We start from the raw sequence: 19431 nt of genomic DNA on the forward strand, positions 1-19431 counted from the left end.
GACTTTTTTTTAATTATTTTTAACATAAAATGTGGGGAGAGCAGGATTCGAACCTACGAAGCCGAAGCAACTGAGTTACAGTCAGTCCCATTTAGCCACTCTGGAATCTCCCCAGATATTTTATATTAAATTGAGCCTCCAGAGGGACTCGAACCCACGACCTGCTGATTACAAATCAGCTGCTCTAGCCAACTGAGCTATGGAGGCAAAATTAAAAAGATTTCAAAAGATCGATGTTCTTTTTTGCGATTGCAAATATAGAACAGATTTTTTGAAATCTCAAACTTTTTATCAAAGTTTTTTTACTTTTTTTATTACGCTAGTTCTTTTTTCTTGATTAACAGTTTCTTAGCCGCATCAACACAAAGATCTAAACTTTCTTCAAAACTCGAAGATGTCTTTTTTACTACAATATCATCACCCGGAACGACCAAAATCAATTCGGTGGTTTTATTTATTTTGTCTGCATTATTTTCAACTTTCAAAAACACTTTACATTCCTGAATCTTGTCATAAAATGTACCTAGTTTACTTACTTTTTTGTCTACATGTGACTCTAGTGGTTCGTGTGGAGTTAAGCCGATTGCTTGTACTGAAATCTTCATAATTCTTCTTTTTTAATTGCTCTTGGATGAGACTGATTAAACACTTTTTTCAACTGTTCAATATTGGCATTAGTGTACACTTGTGTGCTTGCAAGACTAGAATGACCCAATATTTTTTTAACTTTTGATATCTCTGCCCCATTGTCTAAAACATGCGTCGCGAAGCTGTGTCTTAAAATATGAGGACTTCTTTTTTGTTTAGAAGTTATAAGACTAAGGTACTTATTAACTACTACATAGACAAATTTTTCGGTCAGTTTTTTTCCCTTTTTATTGATAAAAAAATAAGACTTAAATTCCTCCTGTGGTTTTCGTGTCTTACGATAGCCTTTAAGCAAAGAACTCAAACTCTCAGAAATCGGTATATATCTTTCCTTATTACCTTTTCCTGAAATTTTAAGTTCATTTTCTTCTAAGTTCACTCGTTCAAATATCAAGCCACAAAGTTCAGATTTACGAATTCCTGTTTGATATAAAACTTCGATAATAGATTTTACAAGCAAATCTTCTACTTCAGAAAATATTTCATTTTGTAAAACACCCATTTCATCCTGTGAGAGAGGAATCTGCGGTTCAGGATAAAATTTCAGTGATGATACGCTTTCGACCGGAGAAACTTCAATTTCACCCAATTTTAGAAGAAATAAATAAAAACTTCGAAGCGTAGAAAGCTTCCTGTTAACTGTTCTTTTTGAAATACCATTTTCACTAAGTTCAACAACAAAATTTCTGATTATTTTTTTGTCTACCTTCAGAAGGTCTTCTGAGGATTCGGTTTTGAGATAAAAAGAATAAAAATCGTCAAGATCACGACGATAACTTGTAATGGTATGAGGAGAATACCTCTTTTCGAACTGCAGATAATCTAAAAATCTATCTTGAATCATGGTCATTATAAAAAACAAAAAATCACTTCTCAAATATAACTATTTAAGAAGTGATTTAGTATGTGTTTAAGAAAATTTCTTAAGCTTGCTCTTCCTTGCTTAATCCTCTTTGCTTATAAGCTGCTTTCAGCCTAGATTGTCTAAGAGTTACAGAAGGCTTGATAAAAGCTTGTCTAGATCTTAATTGACGAACTGTACCCGTTTTATCAAATTTTCTTTTATATTTTTTTAACGCTCTGTCGATAGACTCTCCGTCTTTTACTGGAATTATTAACATATATTACATCTCATTTTGGATTGCAAAACTAAAGGTTTTTTATGAAACTACAAAACTTTAGGGTTAAAAAAAATAAAAACATCTATTAAATATTATTTATTTCATTTAATAAACAAGGTGTTTTACACATTTATTAATCTTAATAATTAATAAAAAAATGTAATTTCATTAAAAAAAAGTCCCTAATTAACATTATTTATATAAATTTGTAGCTAATCCAAACAAAACACGATGATGAATAGCTATTTACTCTATCCTGTCACCTCTTACGACAATTAAAAGACTTACACCAACATCACTTTAAAAACTCTTTATTTAACTATATGGAGTTATTGATGGCTTAATACAAAAAAAACACTCTAAATTTTCAGATATGATAAAAAAATTACTCTTTTCTTTATTATTCATCTTCCAAATTTCAGCTTTTGCTCAGGAAGATTGCAACTCTGCAATTACAGTGTGCGGAAATTCAAACATCAACTATACTCCTTCAGGAATAGGAAATATTAATGAAACACTTGGCGGATGTCTTTCTTTTGAAAATCATTCCGTATGGTACAAATTTACTATTGCGACAAGCGGAACTTTAACTTTCGATCTTGTACCAACCGGACCTGTTGATTACGACTGGGCAATTTACGGCCCCAATGTAACCTGCTCAAACAGAGGTACACCAATCAGATGTAATGCTTCGGGAAATTTCACCAATACCGGGATGAACATGACCAATACCAACACTTCATCAGGAGCCGGAAACACCAATCCTTACTGTAGATATATGGATGTTGTAGCTGGTCAAACCTATTATTTATATATTGACAACTGGTCATCAACCGTATACACATTTAATTTAACATGGGGAGGAACAGCAACATTTGTCTCTCCTTTTACCAATTCTACAACTGCTCCGAATCCGTTTATCCCACCAGGAACAGCAGGACCAAACGCAAACTCACCAAGAGAAATTGGAATTTGTGGAAATACCGCAACTTTTAACTTTAATACTCTATCTGCGGGAATTATAAATGGGAATCCTAATTTCACAGTAAATTATTACAACACTGCAAACAATGCAGCAACAGGAACAAATCCGATAACCACTCCAACTACAGTAAATACAACAACAACTTATTACTACAGTATTAGTTATCAAGACCCAAACAATCCAACGAGCACAGCCAGTTCTTGTAAACAGACTAATGCTATTGTTTTCAAAGACAGAAGTTTAACCGCTTCAATATCTTCATCTACAACCAAACTTTGTCCAGGAGGAAGTATTATTCTAACCTCCAACAATGCTATAGGAAACACCTGGTCAACAGGAGAAACTACACCATCCATCACAGTAACAACTCCCGGAACGTATACTTTAACAAGCACTAATGGAGTCTGCACAAGCCCACAAGCTTCAATAAACATTACTCAAGACACCGATGCAAATCCGCAGATTAGCGGTAATTTAGTTTTATGCGAAGCCAGCTCCACTACTCTTACAGCTACCTCAACCGGAACGGGGAATACTTATTTATGGTCAACCGGAGCTACAACAGCTGCCATCAACGTGACAACTCCCGGAACTTACACCGTAACTGTAAAAACTTTAGCAAATTGCCAATACACAAAATCTGCAACTGTGATACAAGGCGTTGTTCCGGTAACTCAAAACGCAACATTAGCAAATTGTTCCAATACAACAACTGCGGTTTTTAATTTAACTACTGCAGAACCAAATATCAGTACAACTCCAGGAGTAACGTTCGACTATTATGTAAATCAGGCAGATGCTATTGCCGGAAATACAAGTACAATAGCTACCCCAACAACTTTTACTTCAGGAAATGCTACAATTTATGTGAGAGTAAAATCGACAACCTGCGCAAAAGTTGTTACATTACAATTAAATGTGACCCAACTTTCTGCGCCAACAATCACAAGCTCATCTCCCACAATCTGCTTTGGAGGAAATGTAACATTAACTTCCAGCGCAGCAACAGGAAACACCTGGTCAAATGGTGCCACAACACAAACCATCACCGTAACAACTGGCGGAACTTATTCAGTAGTTGTTTCTAATGGAATTTGTACAAGCGCACCTACTTCAGTCACTTTAACAATGGAAGCTGATCCCAATCTTCAAATTTCAGGAAATCTGATTAGTTGCGGATCTCCCTCTAACTTAACCGCAACTTCTAATGGAGCAGGAAACACTTATGTATGGTCAACCGGAGCTGCAGGAAATATAATTTCAGTTTCTAGCCCAGGAACCTACACCGTAACTGTAACAACTCCAGCCAACTGTCAGTATACAAAATCTGTGACGGTTACTCAAGGAGCAGTTCCGGTTACGCAAAACACATCTTTAAGTTTGTGTTCCAACTCAAATACAGGAACATTTAATTTAGTTTCAGCTCAACCAAATATCAGCACAAGTCCGGGAGTTACCTTTAGTTATTACCAGAATCAAGCTGATGCTTTAGCAGAAAATGGTAACACAATCCCGGTTCCGACAACTTACACTTCCGGAAATACAATCATTTATGTTTTAGTTAAAACCGGTTCTTGTTCTAGAATTGCAGAATTACAGTTAATTGTTAATTTAAAACCAATTCCTATAATTACAAGTTCATCTAATATAATTTGTAACAACAATCCGGTTACCTTAACATCAAATTTTGCAACAGGAAATACCTGGTCAAATGGCGCAACAACACAAACAATAACCGTTACTACGCCCGGAACATACACTTTAATTTATAATAATGGAATGTGTACAAGTGAACCTGTTTCAATAAATATTACTCAGGGAATAAATCCTAATGTTCAAATTTCTGGAACATTAACATTCTGCGAAGGCACCTCAACAACATTAACAGCTACAGCAAACGGAACAGGAAACACATTTTTATGGTCAAACGGAGCAAACACAGCAACAGCAACAATAAATACTCCGGGAATTCATACCGTAACAGTGACAACTCCAGACGGTTGTCAATACACAAAATCTGTAACAACAATTATGGATCCTGCAATTATTGTCAATATTAATGCACCTGGAGAAATAAACTGTACAAACACACAAATCACTCTAAATGCAACACTTTCTACTTATCAACCCGGAGCTACGTTTTTATGGACAGCAACGGGAGGTGGAAATATTGTTTCAGGAGCAAATACACTAACTCCAATAGTAAATAATGCAGGAACCTATACTTTAACCATTACGAGTGCAACAGTAAATGGATGTACAAAACAAGCTTCTGTAAACGCTATTAAAAACACCACTCCTCCAATAATAAATATTTCAGCAATCAAAACCACAATTTGTAAAGGAGAATCTACTACTCTTACTGCAATTGGAGCAAGTACTTACAACTGGACAGGAATAACTGGCAACGGAAGCACACAAACTGTTTCACCAACCACCACCACAACCTACACCGTAACCGGAATAGGAGCAAATGGGTGTGCAGCAGCAAATCCAGCAACAATTACCATTACTGTAGTACCGGAAATCACTTCAACATTACACAGTATTGAAATCTGCAAAGGCGACAAAGGAGTTTTAGATGCAGGAGCCGGGCCTAACTACACCTACATCTGGAACACAGGAGCAACAACACAAACAATAAATACAACAACAGCCGGAACTTATGCAGTTACCATCAGCAATGGAGTTTGTTCAAAAACTTTCACCGCAACCGTAGGGTATATTGTAACCCCAGAAATTAAAGAAATCACTTACAACAATAATCTATTAACAATCATTATTAAAAACACTGGAAATCTACCCTTAGAATATTCTATAGACAATGGAGTAACCTGGCAAAATTCAAATGTATTCAGTGTAATGAAAAACACTCAATATTCCATAAAGGTAAAATACCAAGGCGCAACGTGTGAAACTTCGACTGAATATTACACGTTCTTTATGGCAAATGTCATTACACCAAATAGCGATGGCAAAAATGATGTCATTGATTTTAGTGAAATCAGCAAATACGGAAATTTTGAAGGAGGCATTTTTGACCGATATGGAAAAACAGTATTCAAAGCATCACCCAAAACACCGATTTGGGATGGTAAATACATTGGCAGACCTCTACCTACAGAAACATACTGGTATAAATTAAGTTGGGAAGATAGAATTACCAAAAAACCAGTACAAATATCTGGTTGGATTTTGTTAAAAAACAGAGATTAATGTTCGGTTTAGGATAAAATTTAATTTAAATACAAGTGTCGGAATTATTTCCGGCACTTTTTTGTTGTACTTGAATAAGATTTTTAAATAAATATAATCGGATTTCACTCAATCCTCCGTTGAATTATTCCTTCGGAACTAATTTTTAAGGAAACCAATCTTTAGTTTTGATAAATTTTTAAAGATTGATGGGGACTTATGTTTTAAAATATCTCGCGAATTTTGCAGATGGCACAGATTTTTTTTGATTTATTCTGTAAAAACAATAATGAATATGTGTTAAAATAATCTATACCAAACTTTGTAGATGCTGCTAAGTATTTAAACTACATACTAATAACTCTAGCCCCGATTGCAATGAAAATCCCGCAATGGAGCGGCGGAACGAAGTGGAGCCGCGTAATGAGGAATTGTAATGAAAAGCGGGATAAAGCTCCAAATAAAAAGTTTAATTGAAAAAGCTTTCATCAATATTAATGGAATTTAAACAAAAACAGTATCTTTGCATTCACTTTAAACATGGGGTTGACTGGTTTCGACAGCAAGACCAATGGGTAAGTAAGCATGCAGAGAACCGTAGCGCGATCTCTTTAATCCCTTGCTACAAAATTTTAACTGGCAACGAAGAGTTCGCTCTTGCAGCTTAATATCGAAGTATAGTAGATCAAGCGTTTTCCCGAAGATTTCAGTAGGGAAGCAAGATATTCCACAAATGCTCTGTTCTGCGGCGTTTGATTCTGGGATATAGTAATGCGGAAATAAGGTTTTAGACGCTTCGGCTAAAACTCGAAAATTTTAGAAGATAAGCTGGAAGTTGGGTGTCTGCTCTCTGCCTCCAGTCGAAAACCAATAGCAGAATAAGCATGTAGAAATCTTATGTATTGCTTGTTTGGACGAGGGTTCGAATCCCTCCAACTCCACTTTTTAAACTAAAGAGAATTTGTAAATTATTGAATTTTAAGTAATTACATTTTCTCTTTTTTTGTTTTTGTACCCAAAATTGTACCCAAACTTTTGAAATGTACTTTTTTAAATCTGTTTGAACTTAATTAAACCTATTTGAATTTTAAAGCATACAAAGGGTTTATAATATTACAAATATACTACGATTTAAAATAATGTCCGTTACTTTCAAAATAATCATCCATGATGTTACGTGCCGTTGCGCTCCAATCAATAACGACAAAGTTAGGTAAATTAAACGGTATATCATTTTCATAGAAATATTCTACAAACTCAATATCGTTTGCAAATTCGCCACAGTAAAAATTATTTACATACTCATAAATGCTTTGAAAATCCATTTTTCCCAGACAATCCACACAAGCCTCGAAAACTTCGAGATCATGCCCTGAATTGTTGATTTGTTCGGCTATTTCGTAAATACCAGGTGATAAATGGCATTCGCTAATCAATCCGAGTTTTTCAAATAGTTCGCAGTTTTCGTAATCGGAAAGCATGAACTCTGGATCTGATTCGTCTTTGTGCAGTTCCCGCATTGTTTCTAAAAGATCTTCATAATCCGAATAGTCTCCGAGATTTAACCACTTGCCGTAAAGGCTTGAATTGTTGTACTTGGCGTACGTTCCTACATAGATACTAGCAGTATCAAGACAATTGCGTAAATTTGTCATGTTGATAAGTTTTAAGCGTGATTTAAAATTTATTGATTCGCCTAGTTGTGTTCCCGCACTTCTAGGCATTTTTTAAGTATATATTGAGATATATTTTTAGTACTAAGTTGCTCTCAAAAGCAGTATAAATGTACAACAAAAAGTCCATAAATACAAGTGTTTCAAGCAGTTTTTAACCAAAAAAGTAATGTTTTTAAAAAGATTTTGACTACTTGGATGACAGGACGACAAAACAGACCACAAAAAAAAAAAAACTTTGACAAGGGGCGTGCCGAAAAAACGCTCGGACGGGGGTGCGTAAAGTGTATAGTAGGTACAGTCCCGATACATATACAAAATTTTTGAGATTTGACATAGGGGGTACTTTTTATACAGAATTTAGGGGTATGGGGTAAATGGGGCAGTATATATTAGCAAAACTCACCTTTTCATAATCAATAATTTTCCATATCTGATAAAATCTGAAAGGTAGTTTACCACTTAGAAAATCTCTGAATTTAAAAAATTTCATATCTTAGTGGCTGAATTTTTAACGAAAAAATAAAGCGTCTGCTTTTATTCTACTGAAAAGAAATCTGGTAAATTTTAAACACCGTAGAATAAACAGTTAGATGCCCCGCCTATGGCGTGGGTAGCTATTCTTGTTTATGGTGTTGGGCTTACCAGAGCCTCTTTTCAATAAATTAAGTAGTAGTTGTCCCACGCTTTCTGCATTAATAACCTTTCACTTTAGGGACTGAGTGATACAACACTACTCATTTATGAAAAAGATTCAGTTACTCCCACTAGCGGTATTATTATTTTACGCCTTATCATGTGAAAATCCAAGACCAAAATTTAAAACGGGAGACGACCCACATATTGACTCTATGATGGCTAAAATTAAAGCTAATCAAAAAGTACAGTTTGATGAGATTGACCGTAAACTAGAAGCGCATCAAAATAAAGAAACTTTAACCAAAACATACATTTTCGTAAGGTTGGTAGTAGTTGAAGATAAGTACACAAGAACACAAGAACTAAATATTGTATCTCAGATACAAGAGCTTCAATCCATTGATGAAGAAACAAAAGCTAGAATTGAAGATAATATTGTAAGTCAATATCTTAACTCTTATGGAGCTCAAGTCTATCAAGGTAAGATCATCAAAAAAGAAATCTTTGTTTTTAACAATTATACTGAAGCGAGTGAAAAAAGAAACAGTTATTTAATCTCGGAAAATTAAAAAATATGCACGTAAAAATTCTTTCAGGCTTAATATTGATTCTTTTTGCTCAAACCGTTTCTGCACAGATAAGAACATTTAATTATAATATGGTTCAGATTGTTGAAAATAACACTCTTACTGAATTACTACCGCAAAAAACAAACATTGTACTTGACAATACGAAGAAAACAGTAACTGTAAAAGATTCAGAATTACTAAAACCTTACATATTTAAAATAGATCCTAAAAGTCATTGTGATAACTTTGGAAAAATAGGAGATACCATAAGCTGTTTTTTAAGAAGTAAGGAAGGAAAGCTATATCTGTTTTCTTATAATAAGGATAAATTAGAGATCATAAATATTGCAGGAACTGGTACACGATATATAAACATTAAATAAAACACGTCAAGTTTTGTCGTATCTCAAATTTACTTTTGTTTCAAATAATAAAAAAATTAACGACAAAAAAAGCTTAAATACATTATCGATAAATTAAGCGATATAATAGCTAAAGAACCTTCAATACAGCAACTCAAGAATTTCTCTATGTTTTAAAATAAGAGTATTACATTATGTATTTAAAATTATGTATGGATTGATTTGTATATTTGAAATCAAAACAATCTAAATATAAATCTTTGAGATTGTAATAACTAAAATTTAAATTATATGACAGGGATTGAAATTTTAAAAGTATTTACTACAGTTTTACTTTTTTTAGTAGCAAGTTATTTTATTTTTTATAAAAGTTGGTTGAAAGCACTCGGTAATGAGGTGGCAAAATTAGTAACTGTAAAGGATTTAACTAAAATTCAAGAAAATATAAAACTTGATTTTAATAAACAACTTGAAGATTATAAAAATAATTTAGATGAAAAATTATCTCATAAGATTGAGCCACTCAAAGCTGAATTGTCTAAAAATAATATTACCCATCAAATACAGTTTTCTTATTTACATCAAGAAAGATCTAAAGTTGTTTTAGACTTATATAGAAAACTTGTAGAACTACAATCTGCAATGGTAAATTGGACAAGTTTCATGCACCCTATAATTCAAGACGCTGAAAGAGAAGCAAAAGAGCGAGTAGAAAGAGCAAACGTTGCTTTTAATGATTTTAGAAACTTTTATTTATTGAATAAGTTATTTTTTCCAAAATCATTTTGTGATACATTCGATATTATCCTTGATGAATATTGGAATAAATTATGGGATTATGGATTTAAAGAGGGTATGATAAAAGAAAATAGATCTATAACAGATGACTTTTATCGTCATTTGATAAAGGATATGAGTGAAATTTCTAAAGAATTGAAAGAAAAAATACCTGAAAAAATAACAGAAATTGAGGACAAGTTCAGAGAAATGTTAAATGTAGGAGAATAGGTAAGAATATGGAAATCGCATACTGATTGAAATTTAGTCATTATTTCTATTAAAAAAATCTCAAATCTTTACAACACAAAACTTTAACTCAACTTATTCAGAGTTCAAGCTTAAATACAACTATTTCTATAAATATCAATAAGCCCATTTCTAAAAATGACCGAATATTTTTTTACAATTATATTTTATTATTGACAAACTTTATCTAAGTTTGCGAATTATAGGTCAAGTTAAAAATACGCAGATATAAAAATGGCAAGTTTTGGACATTTCGTAAGAGAAGAACGTGAAAAGCATGGTTGGACACAAACCGAATTTGGTGCTAAAATTGGCATTAACGCTTTTGCAATTAGTAAAATTGAAAATAATTCTCAAAAATTCAGTAAAAAAAAGCTGAAAGAACTCGCTGAACTTTTTGACATTGAATTTCAGCATGTAAATGATTTATTTTATGCAGATAAATTCGCAGTTGAAGCATATAATAACAATTGTTCTGACAATGTTTTTGCATTTGCCAATAACAATGTCAAATATCTACAAAATACAAACGTTAAACAAGCCAAAATAAATTTTGACTTATGAGTGAAGAATTATTACAAAGAGATTTGATTAACAATTGCCAAAAGCTTGGTAAATGGGATTTCTATAATATAGGTGCAACGACCATAAAATCTTTGAAAGAACATGGAATAATTCGAAATATAAATTATGGAAATGTTGAAAAAAAGAAAATTGATGGACTAATTGTTCAAAAAAAAGATGTGATCGCTGTTATTGAATATAAAAAGCCTGCTACATTTAAGACTGACGCGCAAAAGAAAAAGGCTATTGATCAGGAATTGGAGGTTGCTAAAAAATTAGATGCAAGTATTTTGATTGCAACGGATACAAAACAAACAATTTGGATTAATGTTGCAACTGGCAATACTATTAAAGATGAGACAGGGAAAGAGCTCAAAACTAATTTTTCTATTATTGATGAAAAGTTACCTACTTTAATTGAAAAAATAAAATATTCAATAAACGAAATTAATGATCATATTAAGCCTAAAAACCTTGTAAATCCAACTGACTTAGCAAAGCAAATTTGGCAAGACATATGGTCTGTAAGTGGGGCTACGCCTGAAAATTGCTTATATACTTTTGTTGAATTATTTATTTTTAAATATCTAAGTGATTTAGGTGTTTTACAAGGAATCTATAGTTTTAATACTTTATATAATAGCTTTAGCGGCAATACTGAAGATGAAGTTTTGGAAACATACGCAAATTCAATTCGTCCAAAAATTAAATCATTATTCCCAGAAAATCCTATTGATAAAACAACAATAATTAATGGGACAATATTTGTTAGTAAAGACCAAAATGCTGTAAAGGGTTATAGCACAGTGTTTAAAAAAGTACTAACTAAATTTAAAGACTATGGAAAGTTAGAACATATAGATTATGATTTCAAAAGTCAACTTTTTGAAAGCTTTTTAAAGGAAAGTATCAGTAAAAAAAATTGGGGGCAATTTTTTACACCTTTAAAAGTTGTTCGGGCAGTTGTAGAAATGGTAAAGGACGACATAAAAGAGGGCTACAAGATTTGTGACCCTGCTTGTGGTGTAGGTAAATTCCTACTAGAACCTGTCATAACAAAACTAGATCAGTTTTATGAAGTGAAAAATAATAAACTTCTACCAAAAATTACTTTACATGGTTTTGATAAGGGCTTTGATAAGGATGAGCAAAAAACAATTATATTAGCGAAAGCTAATATGCTTATATACTTTTCCGATTTAATAAAAGAACACCCAAATATTTCGACCGAATTTTCAAAGCTATTTAATGATAGTTTTATTCTTAAAACAAATTCGATCTTAGGTACATTATCTGAGCCTATTTTAGACGAATATGATCTTATTCTTACAAATCCACCATACGTTACAAGTGGAACTAGTAATTTAAAAGAAGAAATAAAGAAAAGCGGCCTGGAATATCATTATAATATAAACTCTATAGGAATTGAAGGATTGTTTTTAGAGTGGATTATTAAATCTTTAAAACCTAATGGTAAAGCATTTATTGTTATACCTGATGGAACATTGAGTAGAACAATGGATAAAGCATTAAGAAAATATATACTTGATGAATGTTTTATTGACTCAATAATATCTTTACCGTCGAAAACATTTTTCACAACACTAAAAAAAACATATATACTTGGTATCACTAAAAAATTTAACAAATCTGACGTTCAAGATTTTCCTGTTTTTACTTATCTAGTATCAGATATTGGCGAAACTTTAGATGTTTATAGATTAGATAAAACTGAAAATGATTTAAACGAAGCGGTAATACTATATAATCAATTTAAAGGTGCAAAAAAACATTTTAAAACTACTGATCCTAGATTTAAATCTATTCCATTTGAATGGTTCAATACAAATTATGAAAAGTCATGGCTAATCGAGCAATTATGGGATGAAGATACTTTAATCAATTTAGGGATTAAAGAAAAGGAATTTGAAATACAAGTTGATGAATTTTATTCATATTTAGAAAGTCTTACACAGACAATTTCCGAATATCAATCACAATTGGATACATTTTCTTCAGTTCCTACAAATAGTACTCAAATAAAATTAACAGATAAAAACTATTTTGAAATACTTTCTGGAAGTTTAGGAATGAAAAGAGACGCGTACGCTAAATTAGATACTAAAAATGAAAATGATATTCCTATTTATACAGCAACTCTTAATCCTGTTGCATATTTCAAAGATAAATCTGTAAAGAAAACTCCGAATATAGCCACCAAAGAAGAACCACACATTTCATTTGCTAGTGATGGAGATGGAACAGCAGGAACAAATATAGTTTTTCATACTGAACCATATTATATTAATACATCCAGATTAGCTTTCAAGATAAATGATGAAAATATTTTTCCAGAGTATATATATTTTGCAATTCAAGATATTAAGAAGAAATATGGTTTCGATTATAAACACAAGGCTACATTAGGAAACATTGATAAAATAGAAATAAACATTCCATTAAACACGGAAGGAAAACTTGATTTGGAAAAGCAGATGGATATAACCAATAAAAGTAAAATGATTAAAGAGTTAAAACAAGAATTAAAATTACAATTTGAAAAAATTGCTTCAGCTAAAATAAATATTGAATAAATTTAAAATCTTGTAATAAATAAAAATCGATAATTAAGTAGCCTTGACATATAAAAGTCAAGGTTATTTTTATTTTATTTTACCGTACAAATTACTCTTAATATATAAACCGATTTTGTCCTTTTTTCACCGCCTCCCAACACGATCCTCAACCAATTCCAAACCAACTGCAACCCTCAACCCTCAATCAAACTTTGGAACTTAGCAACAAGTAAATTCCGTAGCTCCTGCTTTATGGTATAAAGTTGGTACTTTTCAAGTAGCTCAATGTACTTTGATCTTAGGTTATAATAGTAAGTAGATGATTTACTGTTTTTTATTTCCCGCCAATAATGAGGACTTTTACCTAATTCTAAAACTGTTTTTTCTTCCCCGCGGATTTCCTGAGTCGCGAGATTATCAATGATATTTATTTCATCAAAACACGCCAAAAGCCATTTAAACAGCAATTCCAACCGACTTTTTTCAAAAATGTCCCGAACTAAATGGATTCCAAATCTTTTTTTCAGCATTTTGCTATCAGTTATTTTTATTTCCACCCGCAACAGGTTGTAAGGCAGCCTATACTGTAATCCTTTGTCATACATCTTTACATAGTATTCATTGCGGTTATATTGCTTATATGCGCCCTTACCCCCAAAAGCATCTTTTTGATTAAATTCGTCAAAGTTGAACATCAAAAAGTTATTTTCAAGCATTTGCTTAGGACTTAGAGAGGTTCGTATATTCAAACCAAACTCAAGATTAGTTACTTTGTAATCTAATATATCTTCGTTCAGATCGCCCTGAAGCTGCTCAAAGGCTGTCAAAATATCGCCGTAGGAAAAATCTGTATAATTGCCTTCAGCAACACCGTTTTTAAGGTTAAAATAGGTATGTATAGAGTTTCTAACAAATGCTGATTTATCCGTAATTCTAACTTCAATATTTTCAAAATATCTTTTGCATGGATATTTGGGAGTTTTGTTGAAATAATCATACGAGCATTTTGTTTCGCTATCGGGAAAATCGTTCTTAATTCTATTTTCCAAAGATTCTTTTGTATAGGTGTATACTTTTATAAAGTCAATCATAATTTTATTTTTAGTTAAGACACAACAAAGGCTTTTACGGCTGTTTTACCGTGCGTTAAGCAGTTTGTTAATGGAAAAATTTTGAGGTTATTTTTAACGTGTTTGCGTGGCTCTATAGCGTACGCATGGTGTTGTGCGTGGCAATTGTAAAAAGATTCAGTCCCTCGCAGAGAATACAGGATAAAACCGATAATTTAAGGATTTAATCGTGCTAAAACCTCATTTTTAGAATAGTAAACTCTTTTACCGATTTTGGTATTTTTCAATGTACCGTCATTGTTCCAATGAAAGAGCGTTGTTAAACTAACATCTAATAATTTAGCTGTTTCTTCCCGAGTGTAAAACTCTTTTTCGTTTTTTGATACTTGATTATGTTGCATTTTTTCCAATACTTTATAAACAAGCTGTTCAAAGTCCTGCATTAGTTCTTCTTTGGTTATTTGGAATAGTAGTGTGTTATTATTTGTAGTATTCATATTGTAGATTTTTAATTATTAGACATAAAAAAGGGAACCCTTCTGAGGTTCCCGACTGTTTCGCCCGATTTCGGGCATAAAAAAAGACCCAACTTAAAAAGTTAGGTCTGTATATTGTTGATTTAATTTCGTTGATGTTTGGATATAATTATCCTATGGTATTTAATTCGTGCGCTGTTTTTTTTAATTGGTTTGGACTCCATTCTTCAAAGTTGTATTTGCTGTGAAGACGTAATTAACCCTAAAAAAATTAGTCCGTCATTTGGTGAGGTTGAGGTTCCAAAGGGTTTTCGTAAAAAATTTGAATCCAAAGCATAATCCACCCTTAGAAATAAGATTAATTCGCCGTTTGGTAGGTTTGGACTCCTGTCTTCAAAATGTGGCACTTTTTACACAGATATAATCATTTTCTGCGCTCTTGTTTAATTTCGGAGGCTCCCGAAATCATCAAAAAAGTGATAATACAATTTTGGCATCACTGCTAGCATTTCAATACTGAAACGTACAGCTACTTAAATGAATTGTTAAAGATACCTTTGCTGAATGTGGAAATTGATATGATTATACTCTAACTTTCCAATTCGACTACAAATTTACAAGCTTTTGATTAATCACCAAAATTTTAACAAATTTTAACTTTTCAATATCCTAAACTATTAAAAATATTCGCAGTCGATTTGGCTTTCTCAACATCTGTTTTATTTATGTACGCCAATAACTGTCTTTCTGTGGTATGTCCTGTAAAATTCAACAAATAAGCCGTAGGAATTTTTTCATAAAAATTTGAAGCAAAACTCTTACGTCCAATATGAGAAGTAACCAACTCATGTTTTGGGTACTCGCCAAACACCTTTCGAGTAATTTTAGGTTTTCCTTTACGCTCTATTGTCATCACCTTTCCGTTGTAAATCACTTCATCAATTCCCGCAATTTTGCATACTTCTTTTATATAAAGATTAAATTTCACATCCGATATTTTTCGTGGAAACTCTCCATTCCTCTTGTCTAAAACCTCCTGTACTTTCTTTAATAAAGGGATTTTCATTTTTGCCCCTGTTTTTATCTGTATAAATTCCAAATATTTTTGTCCTTCACTGTCTTCCACAATCATCGATGAAGTAAATCTCAAATAATCACTTACACGTTGGGCTGTATAACAGGCAACTAAAAGCCAATCTTTTGCATTATCTAAATAATCGTGAGGCATTTCGGTTTGTTCGATTTTATCAAGTTCTTCAAAGGTTAAGTATATCGATTTAGGATCGTTCCTTGTTGCTTTTTCAACTTCAAATTTCCAATTTTTAACGTGTTTATGAACTTCAATGTCAAAAGATTCTGCTACATTACATACCATTTTTAAGAATTTCAAATTTTTGTAAGTATTTGAAATTTTATAAATTTCATTTTGACAGTATTTTTCAAAATCAATCCTAAAATTATTATCTAAATCTTTAAATTTTAAATTCCTGAAAGTTCTTTTGATTTTACTTTTATCATCCGTATATCGTTGTAATATCTGTTTAACTACATTCGCTTTTTTAATAGTAGATTCGGTAATACTATCCTTTTTGAAAGAAACATAAATATCTATAAAGGAAACGACATCATCAGAATAATTCTCTTTTTCAATTTTTTGACTTTTAGGCTCAATGATTGATTTTAACCATTCCTTCAAATCTAATTCGGGTTTATCTTCTGTATAACTGGAAATAATATTTGCTTCCAACTGTACTAAACGTGTGTTAATAGTTTCTGCATCATCTTTTTGCATTTTTTTAGACGGCATTTTGCATTTGCCATCTTTCCAATCTTTTGGTTTGCAACTTAGGTATGGAACAGGAACACGAATATCAATATCCCGATCTCTGAATTTTGCCCAAACGGTGCTTTCCTTATCTTCTACTTTCCCTCTGATAAAAAAACTTACTGATGCCATAATTAAAGTGATTCAAATTTAAAGTTGTACCCATAGTTGTACCCAAAAAATTCAAATATAGTTTAATTTTAATAAATTCAAATTAATTAAATTCGCTTGAAACACTTTGGTACAAAGCGTTTATGAATTAATCAAGATTTTAACAGATTCAAAAAAGTAGTCCCTCCAACTCCACAAAAAATAAAAAAAACAGAAACATTTAAAATGCTTCTGTTTTTTTTATTTATTTCAATAATTTAAATTCAAGTCTTTAACCCTATCTTTTTTAACGCTGTTTTTGAAAGAAATACAGCATCAAAATTAAGAAGAGATTCTATAGTAATGTAATGCTGAAATTTGCCTTCAACCTTATTGAAGGATAATTCAATATCTTTATTATAAGTCGCTACAATCCTCACAACAGAAAAACCATTGTACGCAACTTCAAAACCATCAAACAAACGCTTGCTTTCGGCTTTATTGTAATATTTATATTCATCAAGCATCGAAGGAGAATCGTTTTCATCCAACTCATTATTATGAGAGAGCGATTTCCAATCTGAATAATTTTTAGGTTCCTTCAAAATATTACCAAGCTGATCTGTTGGCACAAACATTTCCAGCGACAAAAGCATCTTAAGAAAATTAGCATAATTATTCATCACCTTAAGGGTATGAAGATCTGCATATCCTTCATGCGAATAGTATTCAATTACAAAATCCGTCATCGGAACCAGCATATGAGAAGCAGTTGACATTGGTATTAATTTTAAAACGCAAATATAAAATATAGAATCAATGCTTTTTAGTAGTAAAGCTATTTTAAAATCAATCAAAATAACCAGAATGAATAAATTGATTATACATAAATATACAAGAAGGGAGGTTAAAGATATTTTTAAAACTCAATAAAAAACAAAGGAACTATAAAACACTGATTACGAAAACACTACCGCAAAATATAATAAATTATCATCAGTCTACCGACAAAAAAGGTTAAAAAAATGTTTTATCGTAAAGAATTTTATATATTTGCACCATCTAACAATAAAAAAAATAATTTACTATGTCAGACATTGCATCAAGAGTAAAAGCTATCATCGCTGATAAGCTTGACGTTGAAGAAACAGAAGTAACTCCTGAGGCTAGCTTCACAAATGATTTAGGAGCAGACTCACTAGATACAGTTGAGTTAATCATGGAATTTGAAAAAGAATTTAACATTCAAATCCCTGATGACCAAGCTGAAAAAATTACTACTGTAGGGCACGCTATCGCTTATATAGAAGAAGTAGTAAATAAATAATATTCTTCAACAAAGAAAATTTACAAAGTTTATGGAATTAAAAAGAGTAGTTGTAACTGGTTTTGGCGCAATAACACCCGTCGGTAATAATGCGAATGAATACTGGGAAAGTCTTGTAAAAGGCAAGAGCGGTGCCGCTCCTATTACTCTTTTTGATGCCACAAACTTTAAAACCAAGTTCGCTTGCGAGGTGAAAAACTTCAATCCATTAGACCATTTCGATAAGAAAGAAGCTAAAAAAATGGATAGAAACACTCAGCTTGGGCTGGTTGCTGCAAGAGAAGCAGTAAGCCATTCAAGAATCATGGAAGACAATGTTGATAAAAACAGAGTCGGAGTGATTTGGGGATCAGGGATTGGTGGTTTAGAAACTTTCGAAACCGAAGTTTTGGGCTGGGCAAATACAGACATCCCAAGATTTAACCCTTTCTTTATTCCAAAAATGATTGCGGACATTACACCTGGACATATCTCTATTGAATATGGTTTCCACGGTCCCAATTATACTACAGTTTCTGCTTGTGCATCATCTGCAAACGCATTAATTGATTCTAAAATGCTTATTCAGCTTGGCAAAGCAGACGTTATCGTTTGTGGAGGCTCTGAAGCTGCCGTTACGGCAAGTGGTGTTGGAGGATTTAATGCAATGATGGCATTATCTACAAGAAATGACGATCCTACAACGGCATCAAGACCGTTCGACAAAGACAGAGATGGTTTTGTTTTGGGCGAAGGTGCAGGTTCTATTATTCTTGAAGAGTACGAACACGCTGTGAAGCGTGGTGCAACAATTTATGCAGAATTATTGGGTGGCGGTATGAGTGCAGATGCACATCACATGACGGCACCACATCCTGAAGGTTTAGGAGCTTATTTAGTAATGAAAAATTGCTTAGAAGACGCAGGTTTAACTGCTGATGAAGTAGATCACATCAATATGCATGGTACATCTACTCCATTAGGAGATATTGCAGAATCAAACGCAATTTCAAGATTATTGGGTGAGCATGCTTACGACATTCAGATTAATTCTACAAAATCAATGACGGGTCACCTTTTGGGTGCAGCCGGAGTTATTGAAGCAATTGCTGCTTTAGGAACTATTATTCATGGTATTGTACCTCCTACAATCAACCATTTTACTGATGATGAGAACATCGACAGCAGATTAAATTTCACATTTAATGACGCTGTAAAAAAAGATGTAAAAGTAGCCATGAGTAATACTTTTGGATTTGGTGGGCACAATGCTTGTGTTCTGTTTAAAAAAATCTAATTATTACTG

16 protein-coding genes, 2 tRNA genes and 1 other RNA gene are annotated in these 19431 nt (G+C 32.4%); 9 read left to right on the forward strand and 10 right to left on the reverse strand.

The genetic code is table 11. The annotated features are described in order from the left end of the window. Positions 1-32: 32 nt before the first annotated feature. The 5 genes from BUR17_RS18665 to rpsU form a co-directional block, all read right to left on the reverse strand. A tRNA-Tyr gene (locus BUR17_RS18665) sits at positions 33-113 on the reverse strand. A gap of 20 nt (positions 114-133) precedes the next feature. Beyond that, positions 134-207: transfer RNA gene (locus BUR17_RS18670), tRNA-Thr, on the reverse strand. Positions 208-314: 107 nt separating this feature from the next. Beyond that, positions 315-605, reverse strand: coding sequence for an HPF/RaiA family ribosome-associated protein (locus BUR17_RS18675; protein ID WP_074232008.1), 291 nt, complete (start codon positions 603-605; stop codon positions 315-317). Then, positions 602-1489: a tyrosine-type recombinase/integrase gene (locus BUR17_RS18680; protein ID WP_074232161.1), complete on the reverse strand. Its 888-nt coding sequence runs from the start codon at positions 1487-1489 to the stop codon at positions 602-604. Before BUR17_RS18680 ends, BUR17_RS18675 begins: the two co-directional genes overlap by 4 nt. Positions 1490-1571: 82 nt before the next feature. After that, a complete protein-coding gene (rpsU, locus tag BUR17_RS18685) occupies positions 1572-1769 on the reverse strand; it encodes a 30S ribosomal protein S21 (protein ID WP_034723363.1) in 198 nt (65 codons plus the stop codon). Positions 1770-2142: 373 nt separating this feature from the next. Between rpsU and BUR17_RS18690 the strand changes: the two genes are divergently transcribed. Then, on the forward strand, positions 2143-5970 hold the full coding sequence (locus tag BUR17_RS18690; protein WP_074232009.1) for a T9SS type B sorting domain-containing protein: 3828 nt from the start codon (positions 2143-2145) through the stop codon (positions 5968-5970). 521 nt (positions 5971-6491) lie between these two features. Further along, positions 6492-6893, forward strand: a transfer-messenger RNA (tmRNA) gene (gene ssrA / locus BUR17_RS18695). A gap of 180 nt (positions 6894-7073) precedes the next feature. Here the strand turns inward: ssrA and BUR17_RS18700 are convergent. Next, entirely contained in the window at positions 7074-7604 is a 531-nt protein-coding gene (locus tag BUR17_RS18700) for an antirestriction protein ArdA (RefSeq protein WP_074232010.1), read from the reverse strand. A gap of 761 nt (positions 7605-8365) precedes the next feature. On the opposite strand from BUR17_RS18700, the gene BUR17_RS18705 reads away from it, so the two are divergent. The 5 genes from BUR17_RS18705 to BUR17_RS18725 all read left to right on the forward strand — a co-directional run bounded on the left by BUR17_RS18705 (position 8366) and on the right by BUR17_RS18725 (position 13376). Further along, positions 8366-8830, forward strand: a complete 465-nt coding sequence (locus tag BUR17_RS18705; protein ID WP_143747624.1) for a hypothetical protein — start codon at positions 8366-8368, stop codon at positions 8828-8830. A 5-nt stretch (positions 8831-8835) separates the two neighbouring features. Next, a complete protein-coding gene (locus BUR17_RS18710; protein WP_074232012.1) occupies positions 8836-9213 on the forward strand; it encodes a hypothetical protein in 378 nt (125 codons plus the stop codon). 270 nt (positions 9214-9483) lie between these two features. Continuing rightward, the gene (locus tag BUR17_RS18715) at positions 9484-10200 is read left to right on the forward strand and encodes a hypothetical protein (protein ID WP_074232013.1); all 717 of its coding nucleotides are present in this window, start codon (positions 9484-9486) and stop codon (positions 10198-10200) included. Between the two features lie 252 nt (positions 10201-10452). Continuing rightward, positions 10453-10782, forward strand: a complete 330-nt coding sequence (locus BUR17_RS18720) for a helix-turn-helix domain-containing protein (protein WP_074232014.1) — start codon at positions 10453-10455, stop codon at positions 10780-10782. Continuing rightward, entirely contained in the window at positions 10779-13376 is a 2598-nt protein-coding gene (locus tag BUR17_RS18725) for an N-6 DNA methylase (RefSeq protein WP_074232015.1), read from the forward strand. The genes BUR17_RS18720 and BUR17_RS18725 overlap by 4 nt, the downstream gene beginning before the upstream one ends. A gap of 176 nt (positions 13377-13552) precedes the next feature. Here BUR17_RS18725 and BUR17_RS18730 read toward each other — a convergent pair whose 3' ends face one another. The 4 genes from BUR17_RS18730 to BUR17_RS18745 form a co-directional block, all read right to left on the reverse strand. Beyond that, a complete protein-coding gene (locus BUR17_RS18730) occupies positions 13553-14449 on the reverse strand; it encodes a hypothetical protein (protein ID WP_074232016.1) in 897 nt (298 codons plus the stop codon). A 194-nt stretch (positions 14450-14643) separates the two neighbouring features. Then, a complete protein-coding gene (locus BUR17_RS18735) occupies positions 14644-14925 on the reverse strand; it encodes a helix-turn-helix domain-containing protein (RefSeq protein ID WP_084550788.1) in 282 nt (93 codons plus the stop codon). Between the two features lie 640 nt (positions 14926-15565). Further along, complete coding sequence (locus tag BUR17_RS18740) at positions 15566-16861, reverse strand: site-specific integrase (RefSeq protein WP_074232017.1); 1296 nt, start codon at positions 16859-16861, stop codon at positions 15566-15568. 242 nt (positions 16862-17103) lie between these two features. After that, positions 17104-17598, reverse strand: coding sequence for a hypothetical protein (locus tag BUR17_RS18745; protein WP_074232018.1), 495 nt, complete (start codon positions 17596-17598; stop codon positions 17104-17106). Positions 17599-17906: 308 nt separating this feature from the next. Here BUR17_RS18745 and BUR17_RS18750 point away from each other — a divergent pair, with 308 nt between their 5' ends. After that, complete coding sequence (locus BUR17_RS18750) at positions 17907-18146, forward strand: acyl carrier protein (protein ID WP_002976354.1); 240 nt, start codon at positions 17907-17909, stop codon at positions 18144-18146. 31 nt (positions 18147-18177) lie between these two features. Next, entirely contained in the window at positions 18178-19422 is a 1245-nt protein-coding gene (gene fabF / locus BUR17_RS18755) for a beta-ketoacyl-ACP synthase II (RefSeq protein WP_074232019.1), read from the forward strand. Positions 19423-19431: the final 9 nt, after the last annotated feature.

The organism is Chryseobacterium scophthalmum, from assembly GCF_900143185.1.
GTDB lineage: Bacteria > Bacteroidota > Bacteroidia > Flavobacteriales > Weeksellaceae > Chryseobacterium > Chryseobacterium scophthalmum.